This window comes from Pseudodesulfovibrio sp. lm2024 (assembly GCF_051175575.1).
Classification (GTDB): Bacteria; Desulfobacterota; Desulfovibrionia; order Desulfovibrionales; family Desulfovibrionaceae; genus Pseudodesulfovibrio; species Pseudodesulfovibrio caledoniensis.
In genome coordinates this window covers 1,129,588-1,151,046 of sequence record NZ_CP195092.1, presented here as the reverse complement: position 1 = coordinate 1,151,046, position 21,459 = coordinate 1,129,588, and the positions used below count along the sequence as shown (strand labels likewise).

The 21,459-nt window shown below is 64.2% G+C and carries 19 protein-coding genes and 2 tRNA genes; 18 read left to right on the top strand and 3 right to left on the bottom strand.

Annotated features, from left to right (window positions below):
- The first annotated feature begins 126 nt into the window (after positions 1–126).
- Both ACR42D_RS05105 and ACR42D_RS05100 read left to right on the top strand, forming a co-directional pair.
- On the top strand, positions 127–1,668 hold the full coding sequence (locus ACR42D_RS05105; RefSeq protein WP_484565784.1) for an ArnT family glycosyltransferase: 1,542 nt from the start codon (positions 127–129) through the stop codon (positions 1,666–1,668).
- Positions 1,669–1,890: 222 nt separating this feature from the next.
- Entirely contained in the window at positions 1,891–2,688 is a 798-nt protein-coding gene (locus tag ACR42D_RS05100; protein WP_484565783.1) for a BON domain-containing protein, read from the top strand.
- 108 nt (positions 2,689–2,796) lie between these two features.
- On the opposite strand, the gene ACR42D_RS05095 is transcribed toward ACR42D_RS05100, so the two are convergent.
- A complete protein-coding gene (locus ACR42D_RS05095) occupies positions 2,797–3,579 on the bottom strand; it encodes a prepilin peptidase (protein WP_484565782.1) in 783 nt (260 codons plus the stop codon).
- 132 nt (positions 3,580–3,711) lie between these two features.
- Between ACR42D_RS05095 and ACR42D_RS05090 the strand changes: the two genes are divergently transcribed.
- From ACR42D_RS05090 to ACR42D_RS05050, 9 genes are all read left to right on the top strand, one after another.
- Complete coding sequence (locus ACR42D_RS05090) at positions 3,712–5,001, top strand: phenylacetate--CoA ligase family protein (RefSeq protein ID WP_484565781.1); 1,290 nt, start codon at positions 3,712–3,714, stop codon at positions 4,999–5,001.
- Positions 5,002–5,012: 11 nt separating this feature from the next.
- Positions 5,013–6,554, top strand: a complete 1,542-nt coding sequence (locus ACR42D_RS05085) for a sialidase family protein (RefSeq protein WP_484565780.1) — start codon at positions 5,013–5,015, stop codon at positions 6,552–6,554.
- Between the two features lie 24 nt (positions 6,555–6,578).
- Entirely contained in the window at positions 6,579–6,878 is a 300-nt protein-coding gene (locus ACR42D_RS05080) for a hypothetical protein (RefSeq protein ID WP_484565779.1), read from the top strand.
- A 237-nt stretch (positions 6,879–7,115) separates the two neighbouring features.
- On the top strand, positions 7,116–7,379 hold the full coding sequence (locus ACR42D_RS05075) for an RNA recognition motif domain-containing protein (RefSeq protein WP_484565778.1): 264 nt from the start codon (positions 7,116–7,118) through the stop codon (positions 7,377–7,379).
- Positions 7,380–7,471: 92 nt separating this feature from the next.
- Positions 7,472–7,690: a translation initiation factor IF-1 gene (gene infA, locus ACR42D_RS05070; protein WP_163810014.1), complete on the top strand. Its 219-nt coding sequence runs from the start codon at positions 7,472–7,474 to the stop codon at positions 7,688–7,690.
- Positions 7,691–7,889: 199 nt separating this feature from the next.
- Positions 7,890–9,545 carry a DEAD/DEAH box helicase gene (locus ACR42D_RS05065; protein ID WP_484565777.1) on the top strand — a complete coding sequence of 552 codons (1,656 nt, stop codon included), beginning with the start codon at positions 7,890–7,892 and terminating at the stop codon, positions 9,543–9,545.
- 106 nt (positions 9,546–9,651) lie between these two features.
- Entirely contained in the window at positions 9,652–12,216 is a 2,565-nt protein-coding gene (locus tag ACR42D_RS05060; RefSeq protein ID WP_484565776.1) for a PAS domain S-box protein, read from the top strand.
- Between the two features lie 132 nt (positions 12,217–12,348).
- A complete protein-coding gene (locus tag ACR42D_RS05055; RefSeq protein WP_484565775.1) occupies positions 12,349–13,554 on the top strand; it encodes a methyltransferase domain-containing protein in 1,206 nt (401 codons plus the stop codon).
- Positions 13,555–13,818: 264 nt separating this feature from the next.
- Positions 13,819–14,535: a hypothetical protein gene (locus tag ACR42D_RS05050; RefSeq protein WP_484565774.1), complete on the top strand. Its 717-nt coding sequence runs from the start codon at positions 13,819–13,821 to the stop codon at positions 14,533–14,535.
- 97 nt (positions 14,536–14,632) lie between these two features.
- Here ACR42D_RS05050 and ACR42D_RS05045 read toward each other — a convergent pair whose 3' ends face one another.
- Both ACR42D_RS05045 and ACR42D_RS05040 read right to left on the bottom strand, forming a co-directional pair.
- Entirely contained in the window at positions 14,633–15,028 is a 396-nt protein-coding gene (locus ACR42D_RS05045) for a YybH family protein (RefSeq protein ID WP_484565773.1), read from the bottom strand.
- 103 nt (positions 15,029–15,131) lie between these two features.
- Positions 15,132–15,208, bottom strand: a tRNA-Arg gene (locus ACR42D_RS05040).
- A gap of 246 nt (positions 15,209–15,454) precedes the next feature.
- On the opposite strand from ACR42D_RS05040, the gene ACR42D_RS05035 reads away from it, so the two are divergent.
- From ACR42D_RS05035 to ACR42D_RS05005, 7 genes are all read left to right on the top strand, one after another.
- The gene (locus ACR42D_RS05035) at positions 15,455–16,873 is read left to right on the top strand and encodes a Do family serine endopeptidase (RefSeq protein WP_484565772.1); all 1,419 of its coding nucleotides are present in this window, start codon (positions 15,455–15,457) and stop codon (positions 16,871–16,873) included.
- Positions 16,874–16,924: 51 nt separating this feature from the next.
- A complete protein-coding gene (ispE, locus tag ACR42D_RS05030; protein ID WP_484565771.1) occupies positions 16,925–17,791 on the top strand; it encodes a 4-(cytidine 5'-diphospho)-2-C-methyl-D-erythritol kinase in 867 nt (288 codons plus the stop codon).
- Between the two features lie 332 nt (positions 17,792–18,123).
- Positions 18,124–18,198 (top strand) — tRNA-Gln (locus tag ACR42D_RS05025).
- A gap of 33 nt (positions 18,199–18,231) precedes the next feature.
- Positions 18,232–19,170 (top strand): ribose-phosphate diphosphokinase, encoded by a 939-nt coding sequence (locus ACR42D_RS05020; protein WP_484565770.1) that lies wholly within the window; start codon positions 18,232–18,234, stop codon positions 19,168–19,170.
- A gap of 99 nt (positions 19,171–19,269) precedes the next feature.
- A complete protein-coding gene (locus ACR42D_RS05015) occupies positions 19,270–19,905 on the top strand; it encodes a 50S ribosomal protein L25 (protein ID WP_484565769.1) in 636 nt (211 codons plus the stop codon).
- A 132-nt stretch (positions 19,906–20,037) separates the two neighbouring features.
- Positions 20,038–20,655, top strand: a complete 618-nt coding sequence (gene pth, locus ACR42D_RS05010) for an aminoacyl-tRNA hydrolase (protein ID WP_484565768.1) — start codon at positions 20,038–20,040, stop codon at positions 20,653–20,655.
- Between the two features lie 82 nt (positions 20,656–20,737).
- Complete coding sequence (locus ACR42D_RS05005; RefSeq protein WP_484565767.1) at positions 20,738–21,253, top strand: CarD family transcriptional regulator; 516 nt, start codon at positions 20,738–20,740, stop codon at positions 21,251–21,253.
- Positions 21,254–21,459: the final 206 nt, after the last annotated feature.

Sequence of the window (21,459 nt, the reverse complement as noted above, 5' to 3'; positions counted from 1 at the left end):
CCACAGCAACTCAAAAATGACAAGTAGCCCCCCCATTATCCATTCTTGCCAACCCACCGCAGTTAATATACCTCTCCCCTTGTCATGACTACGCCCCGCGATACATACTCTCCCCGGCTGGATTTGGTGGCCTTTTTCATCATTCTGGCGTCCTTTTTGGTCCGCTACTGGTTCGTGGCCTCGGGCCAGTTGAACCTGGTGCAGGACGAGGCGCAGTATTGGGATTGGATCAGGCGGCCGCAGTTGTCCTATTATTCCAAGGGGCCGCTCATCGCCTGGATCATCAGCCTGTGGACCTGGGTCTTCGGGAACACCGAGCTGGGCGTGCGTTTCGGGTCCATCCTGGGCATGACCGGCATCCAGGCCGCGCTGTACGTCGGGGTGTCGCGCGTCTGGCGGGAGTACCGGCTGGCCGTGTTCGTGCTCTTCTCGGCCGCGACCATGCCCCTGCTCAACGGGCTGGGCATCCTGGCCACCACCGACTGCCCGCTGATCTTCTTCTGGACCGTGGCCTTCTTCGCCCTGGCCGCGGCCACGCGCCACGACCCGGACCGCACGGTGTCCAATTGGCCCTTCGTCATCCTGGGCGTATGCATGGCCGTGGGCATCCTGGCCAAGTACATGATGCTCGCCTTCCTGGGCCTGGGCCTGGTCTACGCGGTCGTCCTGCAGTGCCGGGACCAGCTGCCCGAGCGGTTCTGGATGCGTTTCGTCGTGGCCGGGGTCGTCGGCTCCGCCGTCGGGCTCGCGCCCATCGTCCTCTGGAACATGGACAACGGCTGGGTGGCCTACAAGCACGTGGCCAAGCTGACCTCGGGCGTGGGCGGCAGCGACTGGCTGCCCGACCGCATCGGCCCGTTCTTCGAGATGCTCGGCGCGCAGATCGGCCTGCTCGCCCCGTGGTGGTTCTGGTTCATCGTCGCGGCCACCCTGGGCGCGGCGCGCAAGGCGTGGGTCGGCCCGGTGGGCCGGTTCGACGCGAACTACCGCCGCGACCTGCTGACCGTGCTCTTCTTCTGGCCCCTGTGGGGCGCCATCACCCTCAAGGCGCTCTTCTCCAAGGTGGAGGCCAACTGGACAGCCGCCGCCTTCGCCACGGGCGCGATCCTGGCGGGCATGGCCTTCAAGGCGTGGTGGGACGCCCCGACACGCAGAACGCGCGGCCGGGCGATCCTGGCGGGCGTGGCCGTGGCCGTGACCCTGACCGTCTTCGTCTCCCCGCTCCTGCCCCTGCCGGACTCCATGAACATCACCCTCCGGCTCAAGGGCTGGAACGACCTCGGGCGCAAGGTGAACGACATCATCGCCACCGAATTCGACGACCCGTCCAGGGTCTTCGCCATGTCCGACAACTACGGGTTCACCTCGGAACTGGCCTTCTACCTCGAGGGCCAGCCCTTCACCTTCTGCGCCTGGACCGAAAACCGGCGCATGAACCAGTACGACCTCTGGCCCGTGCCGGGCGAGGACAAGCTCGGCTGGGACGCGGTCATGGTCCGCAAACGGTTCCAGGAAACCCCCGTGGCCGACCTGAAAAAGATGTTCGAATACGTCAGCGATCCCATCTTCTACCGCTCCTCCTTCAAGGGCGGCCAGGGGCGCAAGTTCACCATCATCATCTGCAAGGGATTCACCGGGTACTGGCCCCGCCACACCGGCAAGTTCTAGCCCCGCGATCCATTTTTCATGGATGCGCCGAATCCACCGCGCGCCATTAATCCACATTTTATAGATCGCGATTTCACATAGCGGAACGTCGCGAAATTACGATTCCTTTGCCTCCCAAGGGCTGCGGAGGTTTACCGTTTTATAGCCCGTCCGGTGGCAGGATTCTTGCTACTCCCGGCCCAGGGTGGAGCCTGAACACCTTAAATTGGGGGGACGGTCAGAATGTTCAGACTCAAATTGTTGGTTGTCGCATCCATCATCTTTTTCCTACCGGGCTGCGCCATGGTGCCGTTCGGCATAGGGCTCATTCCCGGCGCGCCCGCCTATGTCTCGTCGATCATCGGCGGCGGGCAGTCCATGTATGAGACCGCCGTGGACGAACGGACCACCGAGCAGCAGATGCTCGACGCCATCGTGGCCGGGCACGCCCAGGCCGAGCTGTACAAGAACAAGGACATCCGGGCGGACCAGATCAACACATACTGCTATTTCGGCAAGCTCTACCTGGTGGGCGAATACGACTCCCAGGCCCAACTGCGGACCATCTACGAGTGCGTGGACAAGGTCGAGGGCAAGCGGCAGGTCATCAGCCGGTTGTACCTGCGCGATCCGGACGGGGAGAACGACTTTTTCAGCGACCAGGCCATGTACGCCGAGCTGCGCACCCAGCTGATGGCCGACTTCGAGGTCACCAGCACGCCCGTGGAGGTCCAGATCGTCCAGGGCGACATCATCCTCCTCGGGGTCATCCACGACAAGAGGGAGCGTGACCGGATCATGGCCCACGCCATGAGCATGGACGGGGTCAACCGGGTGGTCTCCTACCTCTACCACCAGGAGAACGCCGGGCCCGAGCCGCAGATCATGACCGCGCAGCTGGCCCCCGCGCCCAAGCCGCCCAAGGAAATCCCGCCGCCTCCAAAAACCAAACCCAAGAAGACCAGGCCCAAGGTCGAGAAAAGGCCAAGGCCGGAAGCAAGTCCGGTGCTGGCGGTCACCAACCCCGACAGAGGCCGGTAATCCATCCCCCCAGATCGCGACCAAAGGCCTTCCCCACATAAACCGCCCGTCCGCCACGGGCGGTTTTTTCATTGGGCGGCTTTCAATAGCGTGGGTGATTATCGGCGGCTAGGAAGTCCACCAGCGCATGATCTCCGGCCCGTAGAGCAGGTAGAGCATGCAGCCGAGGCTGAGGAACGGGCCGTAGGGAACGCGGCCCCGGATGCCGCCCTTGCCCGGGCGGAACATGTAGTAGATGGAGCCGAGCGCGCCGGTCAGGCTGCCTATCAGGATGGTCGGGGCCAGCCCGCCCAGGCCGACCATGGCCCCGATCATGGCCATGAGCTTGACGTCGCCCGTGCCCAGCCCCTCCTGCTTGCGCCACAGCCGGTAGAGCTGCTGCAGGACCCAGAACAGGCCCGCGCCCACGGCCGCGCCGAGCAGGGCGTTCTGCCAGGTGGGGCCTTCGCGGAGCACGAAGCTGGCCGCCAGGGCGATGCCGGTGCCGCCCAGGGTGATGCGGTCGGGCAGCAGGAAGGTCTCGAAGTCGATGAAGCTGCCCGCGATGAGCATGACCCCGAGGATCAGGTACACGCCCCACTCCGGGGACAGGCCGTAGGTGTAGGCCGAGGCCAGGGCCCAGGCCAGGCAGGACAGCTCGACCAGCAGATACTGCGGGCCGATGGCCGCGCCGCAGTGTCGGCAGCGCCCCTTGAGGAGCAGGAAGCTGAGCAATGGAACGGTGTCGCGGAAGGAGAGCTTGGCATTACAGTCGGGGCACCGGGAACCGCCCGGCTTGCAGATGGGCTCCTCGTCGATCCACCGCTGGATGAAGATGGTGGCCAGGCCGCCGAGTTCGAGTCCGGCCACGGCGGCGGCAAGGTAAAAAGCCCAGGTGGGGAAGGTGTCCATAGCGTCCTTGGGGCTTGAAGATTCGCGGCATTTGCTGCATGAATACCGCTGGCGCAACACTTCGCAGACTACCGGATTTCCCCTCCCGGCACAAGGGAAGCGCCGCCTCACACGCATTCAAGGGAGCCCCAGATGGACCATCGTTTCATACCGCATTTGACCGAGGAACAGATCGCCGACATCCAGCTCGAAGGGCTGAAATGGACCGTGGGCCACACCCACGCCAACAGCCCCTTCTACCAGGCCCGCTTCAGGAAAACGGGCCTGGAGCCGGGCGACGTCACCTCCCTGGACGACCTGCGCAAGCTCCCCTTCACCACCGCCGAAGACCTCAAGGACGGCTACCCCATGCCGCTCTTGTCCGTGCCCGAGAGGGACGTGGTCCGCATCCACGGGTCCAGCGGGACCACGGGCAAGCGCAAGATCCTGGCCTACACCCAGAACGACATCGACGCCTGGAAGGACATGTTCGCCCGCTGCTACGAGATGGCCGGGCTGACCGTGGAGGACCGGGTCCAGATCTGCGTGGGCTACGGACTGTGGACGGCGGGCGCGGGCTTCCAGCTCGGCTGCGAACGGTTCGGGGCCATGGCCCTGCCCGTGGGGCCGGGGCTGCTCGAAATCCAGCTCCAGATGCTGACCGACCTCAAGTCCACCTGCATATGTTCCACGGCCTCCATGGCCCTGCTCATGGGCGAGGAAGTCCAGAAACAGGGGCTGGCCGACAAGATCAGCCTGAAGAAGGCGATATTCGGCTCCGAGACCCACACCCCCAAGATGCGCCGCCAGTTCGAACAGGCCCTGGGGCTGGAGGACAGCTTCGACATCATCGGCATGACCGAACTCTACGGCCCGGGCACCGGCCTGGAGTGCGCGGCCCACGACGGCATCCACTACTGGGCGGACATGTACATCACCGAGATCATCGACCCGGAGACGCTGGAACCCGTGGCTCCCGGCGAGGTGGGCGAGATGGTCGTCACCTCCCTGCGCAAGGAGGCCTCCCCGCTCATCCGCTACCGGACCCACGACCTGACCCGGTTCATCCCGGGCCAATGCGCCTGCGGAGTGACCATGCCGCGCGTGGACAAGATCCTGGGCCGGTCCGACGACATGTTCATCTTCCGTGGCGTGAACATCTACCCCGGCCAGATCGGCTCCGTGCTCGAGCATTTCAAGGAACTGTCCGCCGAATACCGCATCTTCCTCAGCCGCAAGGACGGCCTGGACCACATGGCTGTGCACGTGGAGCGCGCCCCCGGCGCCCCGTCCGGCAACGACGAGGGGCTGGCCAGGGCGTTGGCCGACGAGATCCGCAAGAACATCCTGGTGCGCGGCGAGGTGTCCATCCTCGGTCCCGGCGAGCTGCCCCGCAGCTTCTCCAAGACCAAGCGGGTGGAAGACTCGCGCGGGGAAGAGTAGCCGGAGTCCGCATGCCCAGCCTGTCGGACCAAACGGACCGCCATGTGGTCATCGACCGCAGGGAGGGAAACTACCTGGCCTTCCCGGACGTGATCCGGGCCCAAGACGGCACGCTCATCACCGCCTACAACGAGGCCGACCGGCACGTGCGCCCCAACCGCCGCGTACTCGTCATCAAGTCGAGCCGCGACAACGGGGCGACATGGTCCGACCCCGTCTACCCCGACTCCCCGCGCAGCCACAGCCCGCGCCTGAAGCTTTTCCCGGACAGGACCATCATCCTGTCCGACAGCTCGCGCGTCTTTTTCGAGAGCCGTGACAACGGCCGCACCTGGCAACCCTTCGAGGCCGCGGGCCTGACCCACGACATGCACGACCGCATCCTGGTCCTGGACGACGGCAGCTGGCTGACCACCGGCCACCGGCACGTCGGACAGGAGGAGCACCCGGCCATCCGCCAGCCGCCCACCGAACAGATGGTCTTCCGGTCCACGGATCGCGGACGCACGTGGAAGCCGCTGTCGGTCATGGCCGCCGAGCGCAACCTGGTCCTGTGCGAGGCCTCCATGACCCGGCTGGAGTCCGGCCGCATCCTGGCCCTGCTGCGCGAAAACAGCTTCGTGTTCGAGCCCATGTACCTGGTCCACAGCGACGACAACGGGGCCAGCTGGTCGCGCCCCGAGCCCGCCGCGCTCATGGGCCACCGCCCGACCATGGGGCTTCTGGACGACGGGCGGCTGCTGGTCACCTACCGCAACACCGGCCCGGACTGGGGCACCTGCGCCTGGATGGGCACGGTGGAGGAGCTGGCCTCGGGATTCCAGGTCCACGGACGGGCCGTTGACCCGGCCAATCCGATATTCACCGCTGACGGCATGCGCGTCCAAAACGACGCGGGCAACGAGTCCGTGGTGCGATACGCCCTGCGGCCCATGACCGACCCGCGCACGGCCAGCCTGACGCTCGAGGCCGATGTGCGCGTGGACGAGGCCGGGCCCAACGGCTGCGCTATCCGCGTGGGCACGTGGTGGCGGCTGACCCCGGACGGCATGACCCCGGACTCGGACGACACGCAGATCGTCCCCCTGCCGCGCGGGCGATGCAACCGGCTGCGCTTCGAGTACGCGGACGGCCGGGTGGCGGCCTTTGTCAACGGCGAACGGCGGGCCATGATCGAGGTGGACCCGGACCAAGCCGATACCCGCCCGGTCATGTTCGGCGCGCCCTACCCCTTCGAGGACAACGCGGTGGACTGCACGTGGAAGCGCGTTTCCCTGAACATCCTTGAACCCGCCTATGACCGGGTGTATGCTTGGAACTGGACCGCCCAAGACGGGCGGCCCGACGCCCGCGTCCGGGACCGCGTCCTGGAGCTGCGCAACGACCGGCACGCGGCGGCCCCGGATTTCGGGTACTCCGGGTGGACGCCCCTCGCGGACGGAAGCTTCTTTTGCGCCTACCACCACGGCGGGGCCGTGGAGCCGGGCTACGAGCCGCTCAGGACCGCGCACATCGCCGGAACCCGGTTTTGGCCGGAGGACTTCAGGCCCTGAGCACCGCAACCAAGGATGGACCACATGGAACGCGCCGACATCGAACGGATTTTTGAGGCCTATTTCGAGAAATACAAGAAGACCGAGGGCGACCGCACCTCCTGGTCCGCCTTCTGGACCGAGATGACCGGTGAGGGCGTGCTCGAACTCAACCTGACCAAGTGCCCCCGGGGGACCATCTTCAAAGTATTCGTGGACAAGAGGAAGGTCACGGAGGTGGCCGGGTGGGAGGCCTTTTTCGATTTTTTGGAGACCATGGCCGAAGAGCGGCCCGGATTGTGCGACCCGGACAGAATATTCTCGGATATGGAGGCGATTATCTAGGAGATATTCCTATTCAAAACATTTTTCCCTTGACGGATACCCCTGCCCCCACGTAAGGGGCTCTACTACAGTAGTCGGTGGTGTCCACGGGGACGCAGCCGGTTTCGGCCGGCCCACACCGATAAGGGTGGAATGGCTTCAGGTTCCGCAAGGCTTGCGCGCTTTCGCTTCCTCGATCTAGTTTCACCGGGCGTTGTTCGCCGTTTTGTTACACCATTTTTCGGAGTTTGGTACGTAATGGCTAAGAATATCTATGTGGGCAACCTGCCCTGGAATGCCACGGAAGAGGATGTACGCGCAGCGTTTGAGACCTTTGGTGAGGTCATTTCCGTCAAACTGATCAACGATCGCGAGACCGGCCGCCCGCGCGGCTTCGGTTTTGTCGAAATGGAAGACCAGGGGGCCCTTGCCGCCATTGAAAGCCTGGACGGCTCCGACTTCGGTGGCCGCAACATCAAAGTCAACGAAGCACGTCCCCGTCCCGAGCGCCCGCGCTGGTAGCGCGGCCGCCCGTCGTTACAAGAAATAAGTCAGCCCGCCCCGCTCCGGGGCGGGCTTTTCCCGTCGCCTGCAACAAGAGGTTAAAGAAGTATATGGCTAAAGAAGAAGGAATCGTCGTCCAGGGCACTGTTGAAGAAGCCCTGCCCAACGCCATGTTTCGCGTTGAACTCGAAAACGGCCACACCGTGCTCGCCCACATCTCCGGCAAAATGCGCAAGTTCCGCATCCGCGTCATGCCCGGCGACACCGTGACCGTGGAACTCTCCCCCTACGACCTGACCCGGGGCCGCATCACCTTCCGCCCCAGGTAGCCGCCTCCCCCGGCGGCCGGGGGAAGGTGAAGCGAGGAGCGCCGACGAGGTTCTCCCCCTTTCCCCTTCCCCCGGACACCCTCCTCACTCTCCCCCTTCGAGACCTCACGCAGGCGCGGGCGCGGCTGTGCCGGTTTCGTATGGCGCGTTGTCCGGTGGAACGATATTTCCGTATTTTACTTTTTACAAAAGGCTCATCATGACCAGTTTCAAGGAACTGGGGCTTTCGGACTCGACTCTCGAAGCCCTGGAATCCAAGGGGTTCACCGCCCCCACTCCCATCCAGGCCCTGACCATCCCCAAACTGCTTTCGGGCGACAGGGACATCGTGGGCCAGGCCCAGACCGGCACGGGTAAAACCGCCGCCTTCGGCCTGCCCGTCATCGAGGCGGCCCGGGAAGGCGCGCGCCGCGTGCAGTCGCTCATCCTGGCCCCCACCCGCGAGCTGGCCATCCAGGTGGCTGAGGAAATCGACTCCCTCAAGGGCGGCAAGCGCATCCGCGTGCTCCCGGTATACGGCGGCCAAGCCATCCACATGCAGCTCAAGGCGCTCAAGCGCGGCGTGGACGTGGTCGTGGGCACCCCCGGCCGGATCATGGACCACCTGGAGCGCGGCTCGCTGAAGATCGACGAGCTGGCCTACTTCATCCTCGATGAGGCGGACGAGATGTGCAACATGGGCTTCGTGGACGACGTGCGCGCCATCCTGGCCTCGGCCAACGAGGACCGGCGCACCCTGATGTTCTCCGCGACCATGGCCCGCGAGGTCATGTCCATCGCCAAGGAGTTCATGGGCGACTTCGACGTGGTCACGGTCAAGCCCGAGACCTCGGACGTGCCCCTGACCCGACAGATCTTTCACGAAATGGCCGATTCGGACCGCTTCGAGGCCCTGTGCCGGGTCATCGACGCCCAGCCGGACTTCTACGGCCTGGTCTTCGTACGCACCCGTGCCGACGCCGACCATGTGGCCGCAAGGCTGACCCAGCGCGGCTATCCGGCCGAGCCCATCCACGGCGACCTGAACCAGGCCCAGCGCGAGAAGATCCTGAATGGCTTCCGCAAACGCAAGGCGACCATCCTGGTGGCCACGGACGTGGCCGCGCGCGGCATCGACGTGCCGGACCTGACCCACGTGGTCAACTTCGCCCTGCCCCAGGACCCGCAAACCTTCGTGCACCGCACCGGGCGCACCGGCCGGGCGGGCAAGGAGGGCGTGGCCATCACCCTGATCGCGCCCAGCGAGTTCCGCAAACTCATGTACATCTCCAAGAGCTCGGGCATCGAGATCGCCAAGGAGCCCCTGCCGCGCATCGAGGACGTCATCCACTCCAAGAAGCGCAAGGTGGTCGACGAACTCAACGACATCCTCGAGGCCGACGGCCACAGCGCCTACCTGGCCATGGCCGGGGAGCTGCTCGCCGACCGGCCCGCCGAACAGGTGGTCGCCGCCCTGCTGCGCAACGCCTTCGGCGAGGAGCTGGTGGAGTCCGGCTACCGCAGCATCGACGCCGTGGGTCCCGCCGGGCGGGGCCGCGTGGACCTGGTCTGCGAACTCGGCCGCGCCCAGGGCATGAACCCCAAGCGGTTCGTGGACTTCATCGCCACGGCTGCGCGCATCAAGCCTTGGGCCATCCAGCACGTCCGCGTTCAGGGCGAACGGACCACCTTCACGGTGCCCGCCGCCGAGGCCGACAAGGTCGTCAACGCGGTCAACAGCCGGGAGGGCGCCACCGTGGTCGCCCGGGACCAGTCGCGGCGCAAGCCCCCGGGCCGGACATATCCCAAGAAGGGAGGCTGGCCGGGCGGCAAGCCCCCCTACAAGAAGCGGTTCAAGCCCCAACAGGGGCGCTGACCGGCCGATGCCCCGCCAGGACGCCTTTTTGTCCCGGCGGGGCAACGTTTTATCATTGATTCTTTTACGGCCCCCCGGTAATTTGACCGGGCCCTCAGGAGAATGCATGATCGGCGACGAACGCAAGACCAAAGAAGAGCTCATCGAGGAGCTTGACCACCTTCGCGCCCTGCTCGACGACGTGCGCGTCGAAGCGGGTTGTTTCGTTGCCGACGACCTCCCCCTGTTCATCTTCGAAATGGACCTGGAAGGGTCCTTCCGATTCGCCAACCGCCACGCCCTGGAAAACTTCGGCTACACCGAGGCCGACATCCGGGCCGGGCTCACGCTGCCCGACATCATCCATCCCGACTCCATCGATCGCGTCCGTCGGAACCTGGCCCGGCTCCTGTCCGGGAAGCGCTTCGAGCACGAGGAATACATGGCCGTGCGCAAGGACGGCACCGCCCTGCCCATCAAGGTCTATTCCCAGCCCATCACAAGCGGCGAAAAGATCATCGGCGTACGCGGCGTGGTCATCGACGTATCCGAAATCCGCCAGGTGGAGGACGCCCTGCGCAAGAGCGAGAGCCATTACCGCACCCTGTTCGAGACCACGGGCACGGCCATGGCCCTGCTGGGGGACGGCGCGACCATCAAGAGCTGCAACTCCCAGTTCTGCGTCATGTCCGGATGCGCTCGGGAGGATATCGAGGGCAAGAAGACCTGGATGGATTTCGTGCCGCCGGCGGAGCGGGAGCGCATGAAACAATACCAGGAAATGCGCGACAAGAAGATCGGTAACCCGCCCTCGGAATATGAATTCGACTTCCTGACCTTCGGCGGCGACATCCGGCGTATCCATCTTTTCATCCGCAACGTGCCCGGCACGGACGACCGGGTCTGCTCCCTCATCGACGTCACCGAACGGGACGAGGCCCTGCGAGCCCTGCGTAAGAGCGAGGAGCGCTACCAGCTCATGGCCCGAGGCGCCAACGACGGCCTCTGGGACTGGTACCTGGACAGCGACGAATGCTTCTACTCGCCCCGCTACCGGGAGATTCTCGGCTACACCGAGGAGGAGTTCCCCAACCACTTGGACTCCTGGCTGAAGAGCGTGCACCCGGACGACCGCGAACGGGCCCTGGCCGCCAACAAGGAGTGCATAGACGGCAAGGTCGAGCAGTTCCAGGTGGAGTTCCGCCAGATACACAAGGACGGCTCCATCCGCTGGATTCTCGGCCGGGGCGGCAGCAGCCGGGACGAGAACGGCAACGTCTACCGTATTTCCGGGTCCCACACGGACATCACCCAGCGCAAGTTCAACGAGCGCACTACCCACGCCCTGTACGCCATCTCCACGGCGGTCAACACCACCCGCGACCTGCGGGAGCTCTACCAGACCATCCACGCCATCATCGGCGATGTCATCGAGGCCGAAAATTTCTTCATCGCCATGCGGGACGAGGAAAAGGACATGCTCCGCTTCGTCTACTTCCAGGACGAGATGGACGACTATTTCGACATCCCCAACATCAGCGACCCGGGGCAGAGCAGCCTGACCATCCACGTCTTCCGGACCGCCGCGCCCCTGTACCTCTCGCAGGCCGACCCGGACGTCGAGGCCCGGATGGCCGACATCGGGGTCATCGGCACCCCGCCGGCCGCCTGGCTGGGCGTGCCGCTGCGGCAGGGCGACCGCGTCGTCGGGGCCATGGCCGTGCAGGACTACGCCAACCCCAAGCAGTATACAGGCGAGGCCGTCACCTTCCTGACCGCCGTGTCCGAGCAGGTGGCCATGGCCATCGAGCGCAAGACCATCGAGGAGGCCCTGACCCGGCTCAACGAGGAGCTGGAGGACAAGGTCGAGCAGCGCACCGCCGAGATCGAGGCCCGCAAGGCGGAGCTGGAGGAAGCCAACCGGCGGCTGATGACCCTGGACGAGATCAAGTCGTCCATGGTTTCGTCGGTCTCTCACGAACTGCGCACCCCGCTGACCTCCATCCGGGGGTTCGCCAAGCTCTGCGCCAAGGACTTTTCCCGCCACTTCATGCCCCTGGCCGAGGGCGAGACGCTGTCGGCCAAGGGCACGCGCATCCAGAGCAACCTGGGGATCATCGACACCGAGGGCGAACGGCTGACCCGGCTGATCAACGACTTTCTGGACATCAACCGCATCGAATCGGGCAAGGCGTGCTGGAACGACGACAACCTCAACCCGGCGGAGATCATCCGCGACGCCGTGGCCTCGGCCGCGGGCGGCTTCAACGGCTCCAAGGGCGTCGAGCTGGTCACGGTCCTGCCCGAGACCGACCGGCGCATCCAGGCGGACCCGGACAAGATCAAGCAATTGCTCATCAACCTGCTGAACAACGCCTACAAGTTCACCCGGCAGGGCAGCGTCACCGTGGCCATGCGCGAGCAGGACGGCCTGCTGACCGTGTCCGTAAGCGACACCGGCACGGGCATCCCGGAAGACGAACTGGGCTACATCTTCGAGAAATTCCACAAGTCCCGCCTGGGCGACACAGTGCGCAACGAGGCTCAGGGCACCGGCCTTGGGCTGGCCATCTGCAAGGAGATCGTCGAGCACTACGGCGGTATCATCCGCGTGGAATCCACCCTGGGCAAGGGCAGCGTCTTCACCTTCACCCTGCCCACGGTCCCGTCCATCGGCCACACCTGCCCCTAGACAAGGCGTCCGCCCCGCAAGCGCGCGGGAGCGGTTGCCACACCCTTTTCGAATACTTATCCTTCATGGACGGGGCACATCCGCGTCCCATAAACCTTTGAACTCAATTCAGAGTGAGCACTGAAGGATGAATTGACTCGTTTCGGAAGCAACGCACTGGCTATCATGGAATTGGTCCTCGACTGGCGCGACGGAGACCGGACGTTCACCGACCACATCGTCGCCCGCCGGGTCAACGCCTGGCGCGACATCTTCCCCCCGCGCCTGAATGAGCTGCTTGAGGGCAAGTCCGAAGGCGACTCCGTGCGGGTGGACTACGCGCCCGGCGAGCTGATCCCGGGCCGTAGCGACTCGCTGATCGGCGTCATCGGAACCGACCGCTTCAACGGCCCCGTGGTCGGCGGGAGGCGCGTGCGTCCCCGCGTCGGAAGATTCTATCCGCAGGGCCTGTTCTCGGACCTGACCGGGGTTTTCCCCGGGACCATGACCCCGGCGCGGGTCACGGCTCTGGACGACCGAACCATGACCGTGGACCGCAACCATCCGCTGGCCGGACTCCCCCTGACCCTGACCGCCACCCTCCAGACCGTGCAGGACAAGATCTCCGACACGGGCGGTCTTCTTTTCCACTGGGGCGAGGAGCTGTGCGACAACGGACCGGGCATGCAGGCCCGCCTCGCCTCCGGCCCCACCGCCTTCATGGCCGACGGATTCCTCGACCGCCCGGACGATGACGATGCGCGCTTCTACGCCAGGCCGCGCATCGTCGGCCACGTGGACGCCCGCGCAAGCGAAAACCTGACGGCCCTGTACGCCCGACACCTGCGGCCGGACATGGCGGTGCTCGACCTGATGAGCAGCGTCCAGTCGCATCTGCCCACCGGCCTCGGCCTGCGCGTCACCGGCTTGGGCATGAACGACGAGGAGATGATCCGCAACCCGGCCCTGGCCGAACACCTGGTCCACGACCTGAACCGCGACCCGGAAATCCCGGCGCAGGGCCCGTTCGACGCGGTGATCCTGAGCCTGTCCGTGGAATACCTGACCGATCCTCTGACCGTCCTGCGAAGCGTGCGCTCGCGCCTCGCTCCGGGCGGCGTCATCCTGATCGGCGTGTCCGACCGCTGGTTCCCCACCAAGGCCGTACGCGGCTGGCTGGAGCTGCACGAATTCGAGCGGCCCGGCTTCCTGCTCCAACTTCTGGAACAGGCGGGCTTCACCGGCCCCATGGGCGCGGAGAGCATCCGCCGGGACTGGCGTCCGCAGGACGATCGCCATTTCCTCGAAACGCGCGGCGTCAGCGACCCGGTCCATGTGATCCACGCCTATACCGCGTAACCAACGGACAGGGGCCCGCTCAGCGGAAGCGACGGGCCCCTCGTTCGTCCCCCACCGCGAAACACCGCATTCGCTTAAAAAACGGACGTCCGCCGTCACGGCCTGCGCGGTCGCCTCGGGCCGCCCCTGGCTTTTGCCCGGCCAACCCCATCGGCTGCGGGAACCGCCCTGCCTGTGAATAGGTATTTGTCCCCGCCTTGAAATGTGTTATCCGGTACGCAAAGACGGAACAACGCCCCCATAAGATGCCAAGGAGGGAACCGCATGCTGTCGCAGATAGAAAAGTTTCTCCAACGCGCTCTTCCAGGTCTGAGCCTGTTTCACCTCAATGTCCTTTCGCTCCTGTTCCTCTGCCTGCTCGGGACGTCGCCCCTGGCCAGCGCGGCGGTCCCTGACCTGGCCAAGGCCATTCCCCCGCAGATCGCCCAATGGGCCGGTTTCGGGTTGTCGGTCGTGATCACATTCTATTTCATCTTCCTTATCAGGGGCGGCGCCGCCCGCCCGTCCGCCGAGGCCGGGGGCGCGATCTTCTCCGTGACCACTCCGGCGAGCTGCCTGACCGTGAACGCGGACCTGCGGGACCTGGGCAAGGTCTTCGTGGAGTCCTTCACCTACGATGACAGCAAGAAGACCTGGAAATCCTATGACATGTTCCCGATGGACTACGCCAACAACCAGTACAAGGCCGACACGAGCGCCATCCGGGCGCATCTGAAAAACGAGAGCGATCCGTTCAAGCCGTTTCTGCGCGTGGACAAGAACGACGCGGCCACGCTCGGAAAGGCGTACTACGCGCTGTTCAACATCGCCGACGTCATCGTCACGGAACGCGGCGACGCGGACCGGTCCGCCACCGACGCGGAATCGACAGGCTGGAGGATATACTTCCTGGCCAAGAACCAATTCCCGCTGCACCCGGTCCAGGGAGGCTTCGCCAGCCTCAACCACACGCTGTTGCCCGACGGCGGAAAGGCGAATTGACCACGACGCGAACGAGCACGAAAAAACCCGCTTTCGAATGAAAGCGGGTTTCAGTCCACGCGCCGTAGGAAGCGGCTCGGCAGCCCATGGCCTTTGCCTAGCACGCCGCGTCGCAGGGCACGATCTCGTTTCCGTATGAGTTGTCGATGGCGCACCGCCATGTCCCGTCGTCATCCTTGTGAAAGACATACACGGCCTTGCGCTCGGTTTCCGGCGATTCGGGCGCGGAGACCACCGTATTGGCGTGGACCAGGGCGATCCGTCCCGATTCCAGGATCTCCATGCCGTTCTGCCTGACCTCAAGGCCATGCCGAAAATAAGCGGCGATCGCTTCGAACGCCTTGCGGATTCCCTCTTTCCCCCGGACGGTGCGGCCCGGCTCTATGACCAGGACCGCATCCTCCGTATAGATGTCGAGCAACGTATCGAAATCTTCGGCAACGATCGCCTTGTCGGCCTTTTCAATCTGAATTTCCACTGGATGTCGTTTCATTTGAGCCCTCTCCTGAAGGGTTTTGAAGGAACGGCGGCCCGACGGGTGGTGCGGTGCATAAGCAAAGGGGGCGGTCCATGGACCGCCCCCTTTGAAATATCCGTGGTGCCCCCAGCGCGATTCGAACACGCGGCACCAGGATTAGGAATCCTGTGCTCTATCCACCTGAGCTATGGGGGCACGTTCCGGCAGGTGCCGGGGAATCGTTCCTAGCCAATGGCGGGTGAAAAGGCAAGCCTTTCGTCACGCATGAGGACCCGTCGCCCGCGTCTCGGCACGGGCTGAAGCGAGATCGGGGCCGCGCTTTCCGCCCCAAATGCGTGTGCAATTTCGGGCACACTATTTACAATGGGAAAAAAAGGGCTATATACGGGAGAGGCGGTGCGAGCCGCCATCCTGTTTTCCGCATCCTGTATGGAGGCAAATATGAATCGTAAGGTTAATCTTCTCATCCTTGTCCTGACCCTTGTGCTGTCTGTGCCGGTTATTGCACAGGCGCGCGACCTGCCCGTGTTCACGGAGCTGGCTGCGGAGGCGGGCAAGGCCGTGGTCTTCATCTCCACGGAAAAAACCACCAAGGGCCCGAGCATGGAGCAGTTCCGGCAGCAGGTTCCCGAAGGACACCCGTTCCACGAGTTCTTCAAGCGGTTCGACCAGTTCTTCGGCCCGCAGGGACAGCAGCCGCGCAAGATGCTCGGCCAGGGCTCCGGCTTCGTCATCTCTTCCGACGGGCTCATCGTCACCAACAACCACGTCATCAACGGCGCGGACAAGGTGACCGTGCGCTTCCAGGACGACAAGAAGGAATACCCGGCTGAAGTGGTGGGCGCGGACCAGGAAACCGACCTGGCCGTCATCCGCATCAAGGCCGACCACTCCCTGCCGACCCTGAAGTTCGGCGACTCCGACGACATCCAGGTGGGCGAATGGGTGCTGGCCATCGGCAACCCCTTCGGCCTGGACAATACGGTCACCGCGGGCATCATATCGGCCAAGCACCGGATCATCGGCGCGGGCCCGTTCGACAACTTCCTGCAGACCGACGCGTCCATCAACCCCGGCAACTCCGGCGGTCCGCTTCTGAACATGGACGGCGAGGTCATCGGCATCAATACGGCCATCAACCCCAACGCCGACAACATCGGCTTCGCCATCCCGGCCACCCAGGCCGCCAAGGTCATCGCCCTGCTCAAGGAAGGCAAGACGCCCCAGCGCGGCTGGCTCGGCGTGACCATCCAGCAGGTCAGCGAGACCCAGGCCAAGGCCCTGGGCCTGCCTGACCCCACCGGCGCGCTGGTCGCCTCCGTGGGCAAGGGCGCTCCGGCCGACAAGGGCGGCGTCAAGCAGGGCGACGTGATCATCGAGGTCAACGGCAAGAAGGTCGAGGACAACAACGACCTGCTCAAGAAGATCGCGGGCCTGGCTCCCGGCGACAAGGCGAACCTCGTGCTGTGGCGCAACGGCGAAAAGGTGACCCGCACCGTCACCCTGGGCGAGCGCAATGAAAAGTCCATGGCCGCCATGGGCCCGAACCAGCAGGATCAGGGACAGGCCGCCACCGTGCTCGGCATGGCGCTCAAGCCGATCAGCGACCAGGAAGCCCAGGCGCTGGGCCTGGACAAGACCCAGGGCCTGCTCGTCGTCGACGTCGATCCCAACACGCCCGCGGGCGAGGAAGGCATTCGCCAGGGCGACGTCATCCTCCAGGCCAACCAGCAGGACGTGAACTCCGTTTCCGACCTGAACGGCGTGATCAAGAGCGCCGAAAAGCGCGGCGCGGTCATGCTCCTGGTCAAGCGGCAGGGACGCAACAGCTTCGTCGCCCTTCCCCTGGACAACAAGTAAGCCATTCATCAACCGGGGGGCTCCTCAGGGAGCCCCCCTTTTTTTATACCCATGCAAGCAGCCACCCTCATCGCTCCGGCCAAGATTAACCTGCACCTCGAAATCCTCGGTCTGCGGGACGACGGCTACCACGAGCTGCGCACGCTCTTCTATCCGGTCCCCCTGCCCTGCGACCTCATAGAGGTCATGCCCAGCCCGGATCACGACTTCTACATCCGTTGCGCCGAGCGCCCGGAACTGGAGACCACCTCCAACATCCTTTATAAGGCGTGGAAGGCGTTCGGCGAGGCCACCGGCTTTCGCCCCGGCATCTTCGTGGCCCTGACCAAGCGCATCCCCATGGGCGGCGGCCTGGGCGGCGGCAGCTCCGATGCGGCCGCCCTGCTCAAGTGGCTCAACCAGGAGGCCGGGGACAAGGGTCTGCCCCTGCAGGCCCTGATCGGCCTGGCCGCGAATCTCGGGGCCGACGTGCCCTTCTTCCTCCTGGACGGTCCGGCCTGGGCGGGCGGCATCGGCGAGGAACTGACCCCGGCCGAGGTGGACCTCTCCGGCGCGACGCTAATCCTGGCCTGCCCGGACATCCACGTGGACACGGCCTGGGCATTCCGCGCCTGGGACAAAAAATACGCCATGGGTGTTTCCCATGAATCCTTGACATCCGACATGGGGGATACTAAGAATCCTTCTCCCGTTTCGCCCCGGGAGATGACGAACGACTTCGAGCCGATCGTCTTCGAGGAGCACCCATCCCTTCGGGATATCAAGCAGACACTCCTCACACACGGGGCCGAACACGCCGCCATGAGCGGCTCGGGAGCCTCCCTGTTCGGCATATTTCGGGACAGGGGTTCTGCCACGTCCGCAGTCCAGGCTCTCGAAAAAAAGGGAATTGAAATTTTTCAGGTGGACTGCCCCTAGGGCATGAAACCGGATAAGGGCCGGACCGATTCGACGTCGCCGCCCCCGCCGCAGAAAGCGCCGGGAGCCACCCCATTCAGCGACACCCGCAAGGGCCACATCGAAAGGTCAACCGAGCGCAGACCGCTCACCGACAGCCCCCAGCCAACGAGGTTGCATGCAAAGCAAGCAAACGAGACGGCGCTCCCCCAAAATGGAGCAGGGCAAAAAATGTCGAGAAGTGGTCGAGCGCGAGGCGCAAGCGGAAATCAGGACCGCCGCGTATCTTAATACGCAAGGGTCTGATTTCCGCGCAGCAACAAAGCGATCGGCCGCTTATCGACATTTTTTGCTGGGGCGTCGTCAAGTGGTAAGACATCAGGTTTTGGTCCTGACATTCGGGGGTTCGAATCCTCCCGCCCCAGCCAAAAATTAAAAAAGATCGCACAGAGGGTAGTCTCATGCACGGCGAATTGAAGATCATCAGCGGATCATCCAGCCCGAAACTGGCCGAGGCCATTTGCGAGCATCTCGGCACCAAGGCCTCCCCGGTCCTCCGGGAACGCTTTTCCGACGGCGAGATCCGCATCGAGATCGGCGAGAACGTCCGGGGCGACGACGTCTTTGTCGTCCAGCCCACCTGTTCCCCGGTCAACTTCCACCTCATGGAGCTGTGCCTTATGCTCGACGCGCTCAAGCGCGCCAGCGCGTCCCGCGTGACCGCCGTGGTTCCCTACTTCGGCTACGCCCGGCAGGACCGCAAGGTCGTGCCCAGAGCGCCCATCTCCGCCAAGCTCGTGGCCGACCTGCTGTCCACCGCGGGCATGCAGCGGCTGGTGACCATCGACCTGCACGCGGGCCAGATCCAGGGCTTCTTCAACTGTCCGGTGGATAACCTTTTCGCCGCGCCCGTGCTCATCGAGCAGCTGCGCGACCGCGACGACGACTTCGTCATCATCTCCCCGGACGCGGGTGGCGTGGAACGCGCCCGGGCCTACGCCAAGCGCCTCGGCGCCACCCTGGCCATCGTGGACAAGCGCCGCGACGCGCCCAACCAGGCCAAGGCCATGCACATCATCGGCGACGTCAAGGGCAAGGTGGCCGTGGTCATCGACGACATGATCGACACCGCGGGCACCATGTGCGCTGCGGCCAACGTGATCATGGAGAACGGGGCCAAGGACGTCATGGCCTGCGCCACGCACCCGGTGCTGTCCGGCCCGGCCTGCCAGCGTCTGGAGGAGTCCGCCTTCTCCGAGGTGGTCGTCACCGACACCATCCCGCTGGGCGAAAAAGAGGACCAGTGCAGCAAACTCAAGGTCCGCTCCGTGGCCTCCCTGCTGGCAAAAGCCATCAACAACGTGCACACGGAATCCTCCGTGTCCGTACTGTTCGTATAAATTTTGAGGAGATGGCGGCCGAAGCGGGCCGCCGAAACCATTTAAAGCGCGAGCGTCCGTCCATGGTGGACGGCCAGGGCGTAACAAGGAGAAACTATCATGGCAGAACTGCTGAAACTGAACGTCCAGGAACGGACCGAGTTGGGCAAGGGCCCGAACCGCCGCCTCCGTGCCACCGGCATGGTCCCCGGCATATACTACGATGCCAAGGGGACCAACATCCCGGTCAAGGTGGAGATGGTCCCCCTGCAGAAGGCCTATGCGGCCGTTGGTAACGCCCAGGTCTTCGAACTGGTCCTGGAGCGCGGCGGCAAGAGCGAGACCATGCCCGCCCTGTTGTGGCGCGTGCGCAACGAGCCGGTCAAGGGCGTGCCCGAGCACGTGGACTTCTTCGGCGTGGACCTGACCCAGGAACTCAAGGTCGCCGTCCACTTCGAGATCACCGGCCATTCCAAGGGCGTCAAGCTCGGCGGCGTGCTGGAGCAGTACCGCGACAGCATCGAGGTCGTCTGCAAGCCCATGGACATCCCGGAATCCATCGTCATCGACATCACCGAGATGGACATCATGGACTCCGTGCACATCGAGGACGTGGCCTTCCCCGAAGGCGTCACCCCGATCTTCGATGAGAACTACGCCGTCCTGTCCGTCACCGCCATCCAGGAAGATGCCGGCGAGGGAGAAGAGGGCGAAGAGGCTGCCGAAGCGGCCGCCGAAGAGTCCGAGGCCGAATAGCCCGGCACAGTCAACGACACCACATCCCGGAGCGCGATGTCGTGCTCCGGGATTTTTTTTGCTTCCGGCGGAAGAGACTGATAGACTGAATCTCGCAGCGCGTGGCCTCCACGCGGACAACGGACCCGACTCATGGACTTCAAAGGCGCCATAGTGGGGCTGGGCAACCCCGGCCCCGAATACGAGACCACCCGGCACAACATCGGATTCATGCTGGTGGACCATCTCCTGCACCTCGCGGATGAACGCAAGTCCATGCGGCTCGAGAAGATAGAAGAGTCCGGCGACTACGACCTATGGCGGTGCAAGTTCGCCGGGGCCTTCCGGCTCCTGGTCAAGCCCATGACCTACATGAACCTGTCCGGCAAGGCCGTGGCCCGGGTCTGCGGCCGCCACGGCATCGAGCCCGCCGATCTGGTGGTGGTCCACGACGAACTGGACCTGCCCGTGGGCAGGATGAAGTTCAAGCGGGGCGGCGGTGACAACGGCCACAACGGGCTCAAGTCCATCCAGGAGCGGCTCGGCACAGCGGATTACAACAGGCTGCGGCTGGGCATCGGGCGTCCCGAAGACCCGTACAAGCCCATCCCCGACTGGGTCCTGGAATCCTTCGATGCGCGGTCCGAGGCGGTGCTCCCCGAGATCATCGGGCACGCGGCCAAGGGCCTGGATATCTTTTTCCGGCGCGGCATGGGCTTTGCCCAGCAGCACGTCAACGCCTTTTCCCTCCGGGAAGAAGAATCGGAGTAATCGTGGACTCTTCCCGGCCTTTTGGATATAATGTCTTTCTGTCGCGTATAATTCTGTAGTATTTTCAAGTACTGAGGTCCAAGTGTTCAAGGTCGATGAATTGGTTGTGTATCCCTCCCAGGGGGTGGGACGCGTGGAGCGTGTCGAATCCCAGGAGATCGGCGGCGTAAAAGCCGATTTTTACATAGTCCGTATCTTGAGCAACAACGTCACCCTCATGGTCCCGGTTGCCAACGCCGTGAACGTGGGTCTTCGTTCCGTGTGCCCTGCCGATGTGGGACAGCAAATCTTCGAATCCCTCAACGACCGCACCGGGTTCACCGGCTACACTGGCCAGAACTGGAACCGGCGCTACCGCGAATATTCCGAGAAGCTCAAGAGCGGCGACCTGGCCGATGTGGCCTACGTGCTCAAGGAGCTGTTCCTGATCGGAAAAGACAAGGAACTCTCGTTCGGCGAACGCCGCCTGCTGGAACAGGCCATGGGCCTGGTCTCCATGGAACTGGCCTACTCCCTGGACCGCGATCAGGAGGCCATCAAGGACGACATCAACGAAATGTTCGCCGATGTCATCGCCGCGCAGGAGAAAAACGACTAGCAGGACTTGTCAAGGTCCCCTGTTTGAGGTAACTGCCTCCTTGTGCCGCACCGCGGCTTTCAGATCATCCCACTCCCACTTGGTTTTTGAGACGTCCCGAGGCTGTTAGCGCAACTTCAACGAGAGGTATGCTCCCGTTTCCTCACACCCGAACCGTCCGCCCGGAAAGGTTCATCCGCGACATCCTGTGTTTGACGTCCCCCACG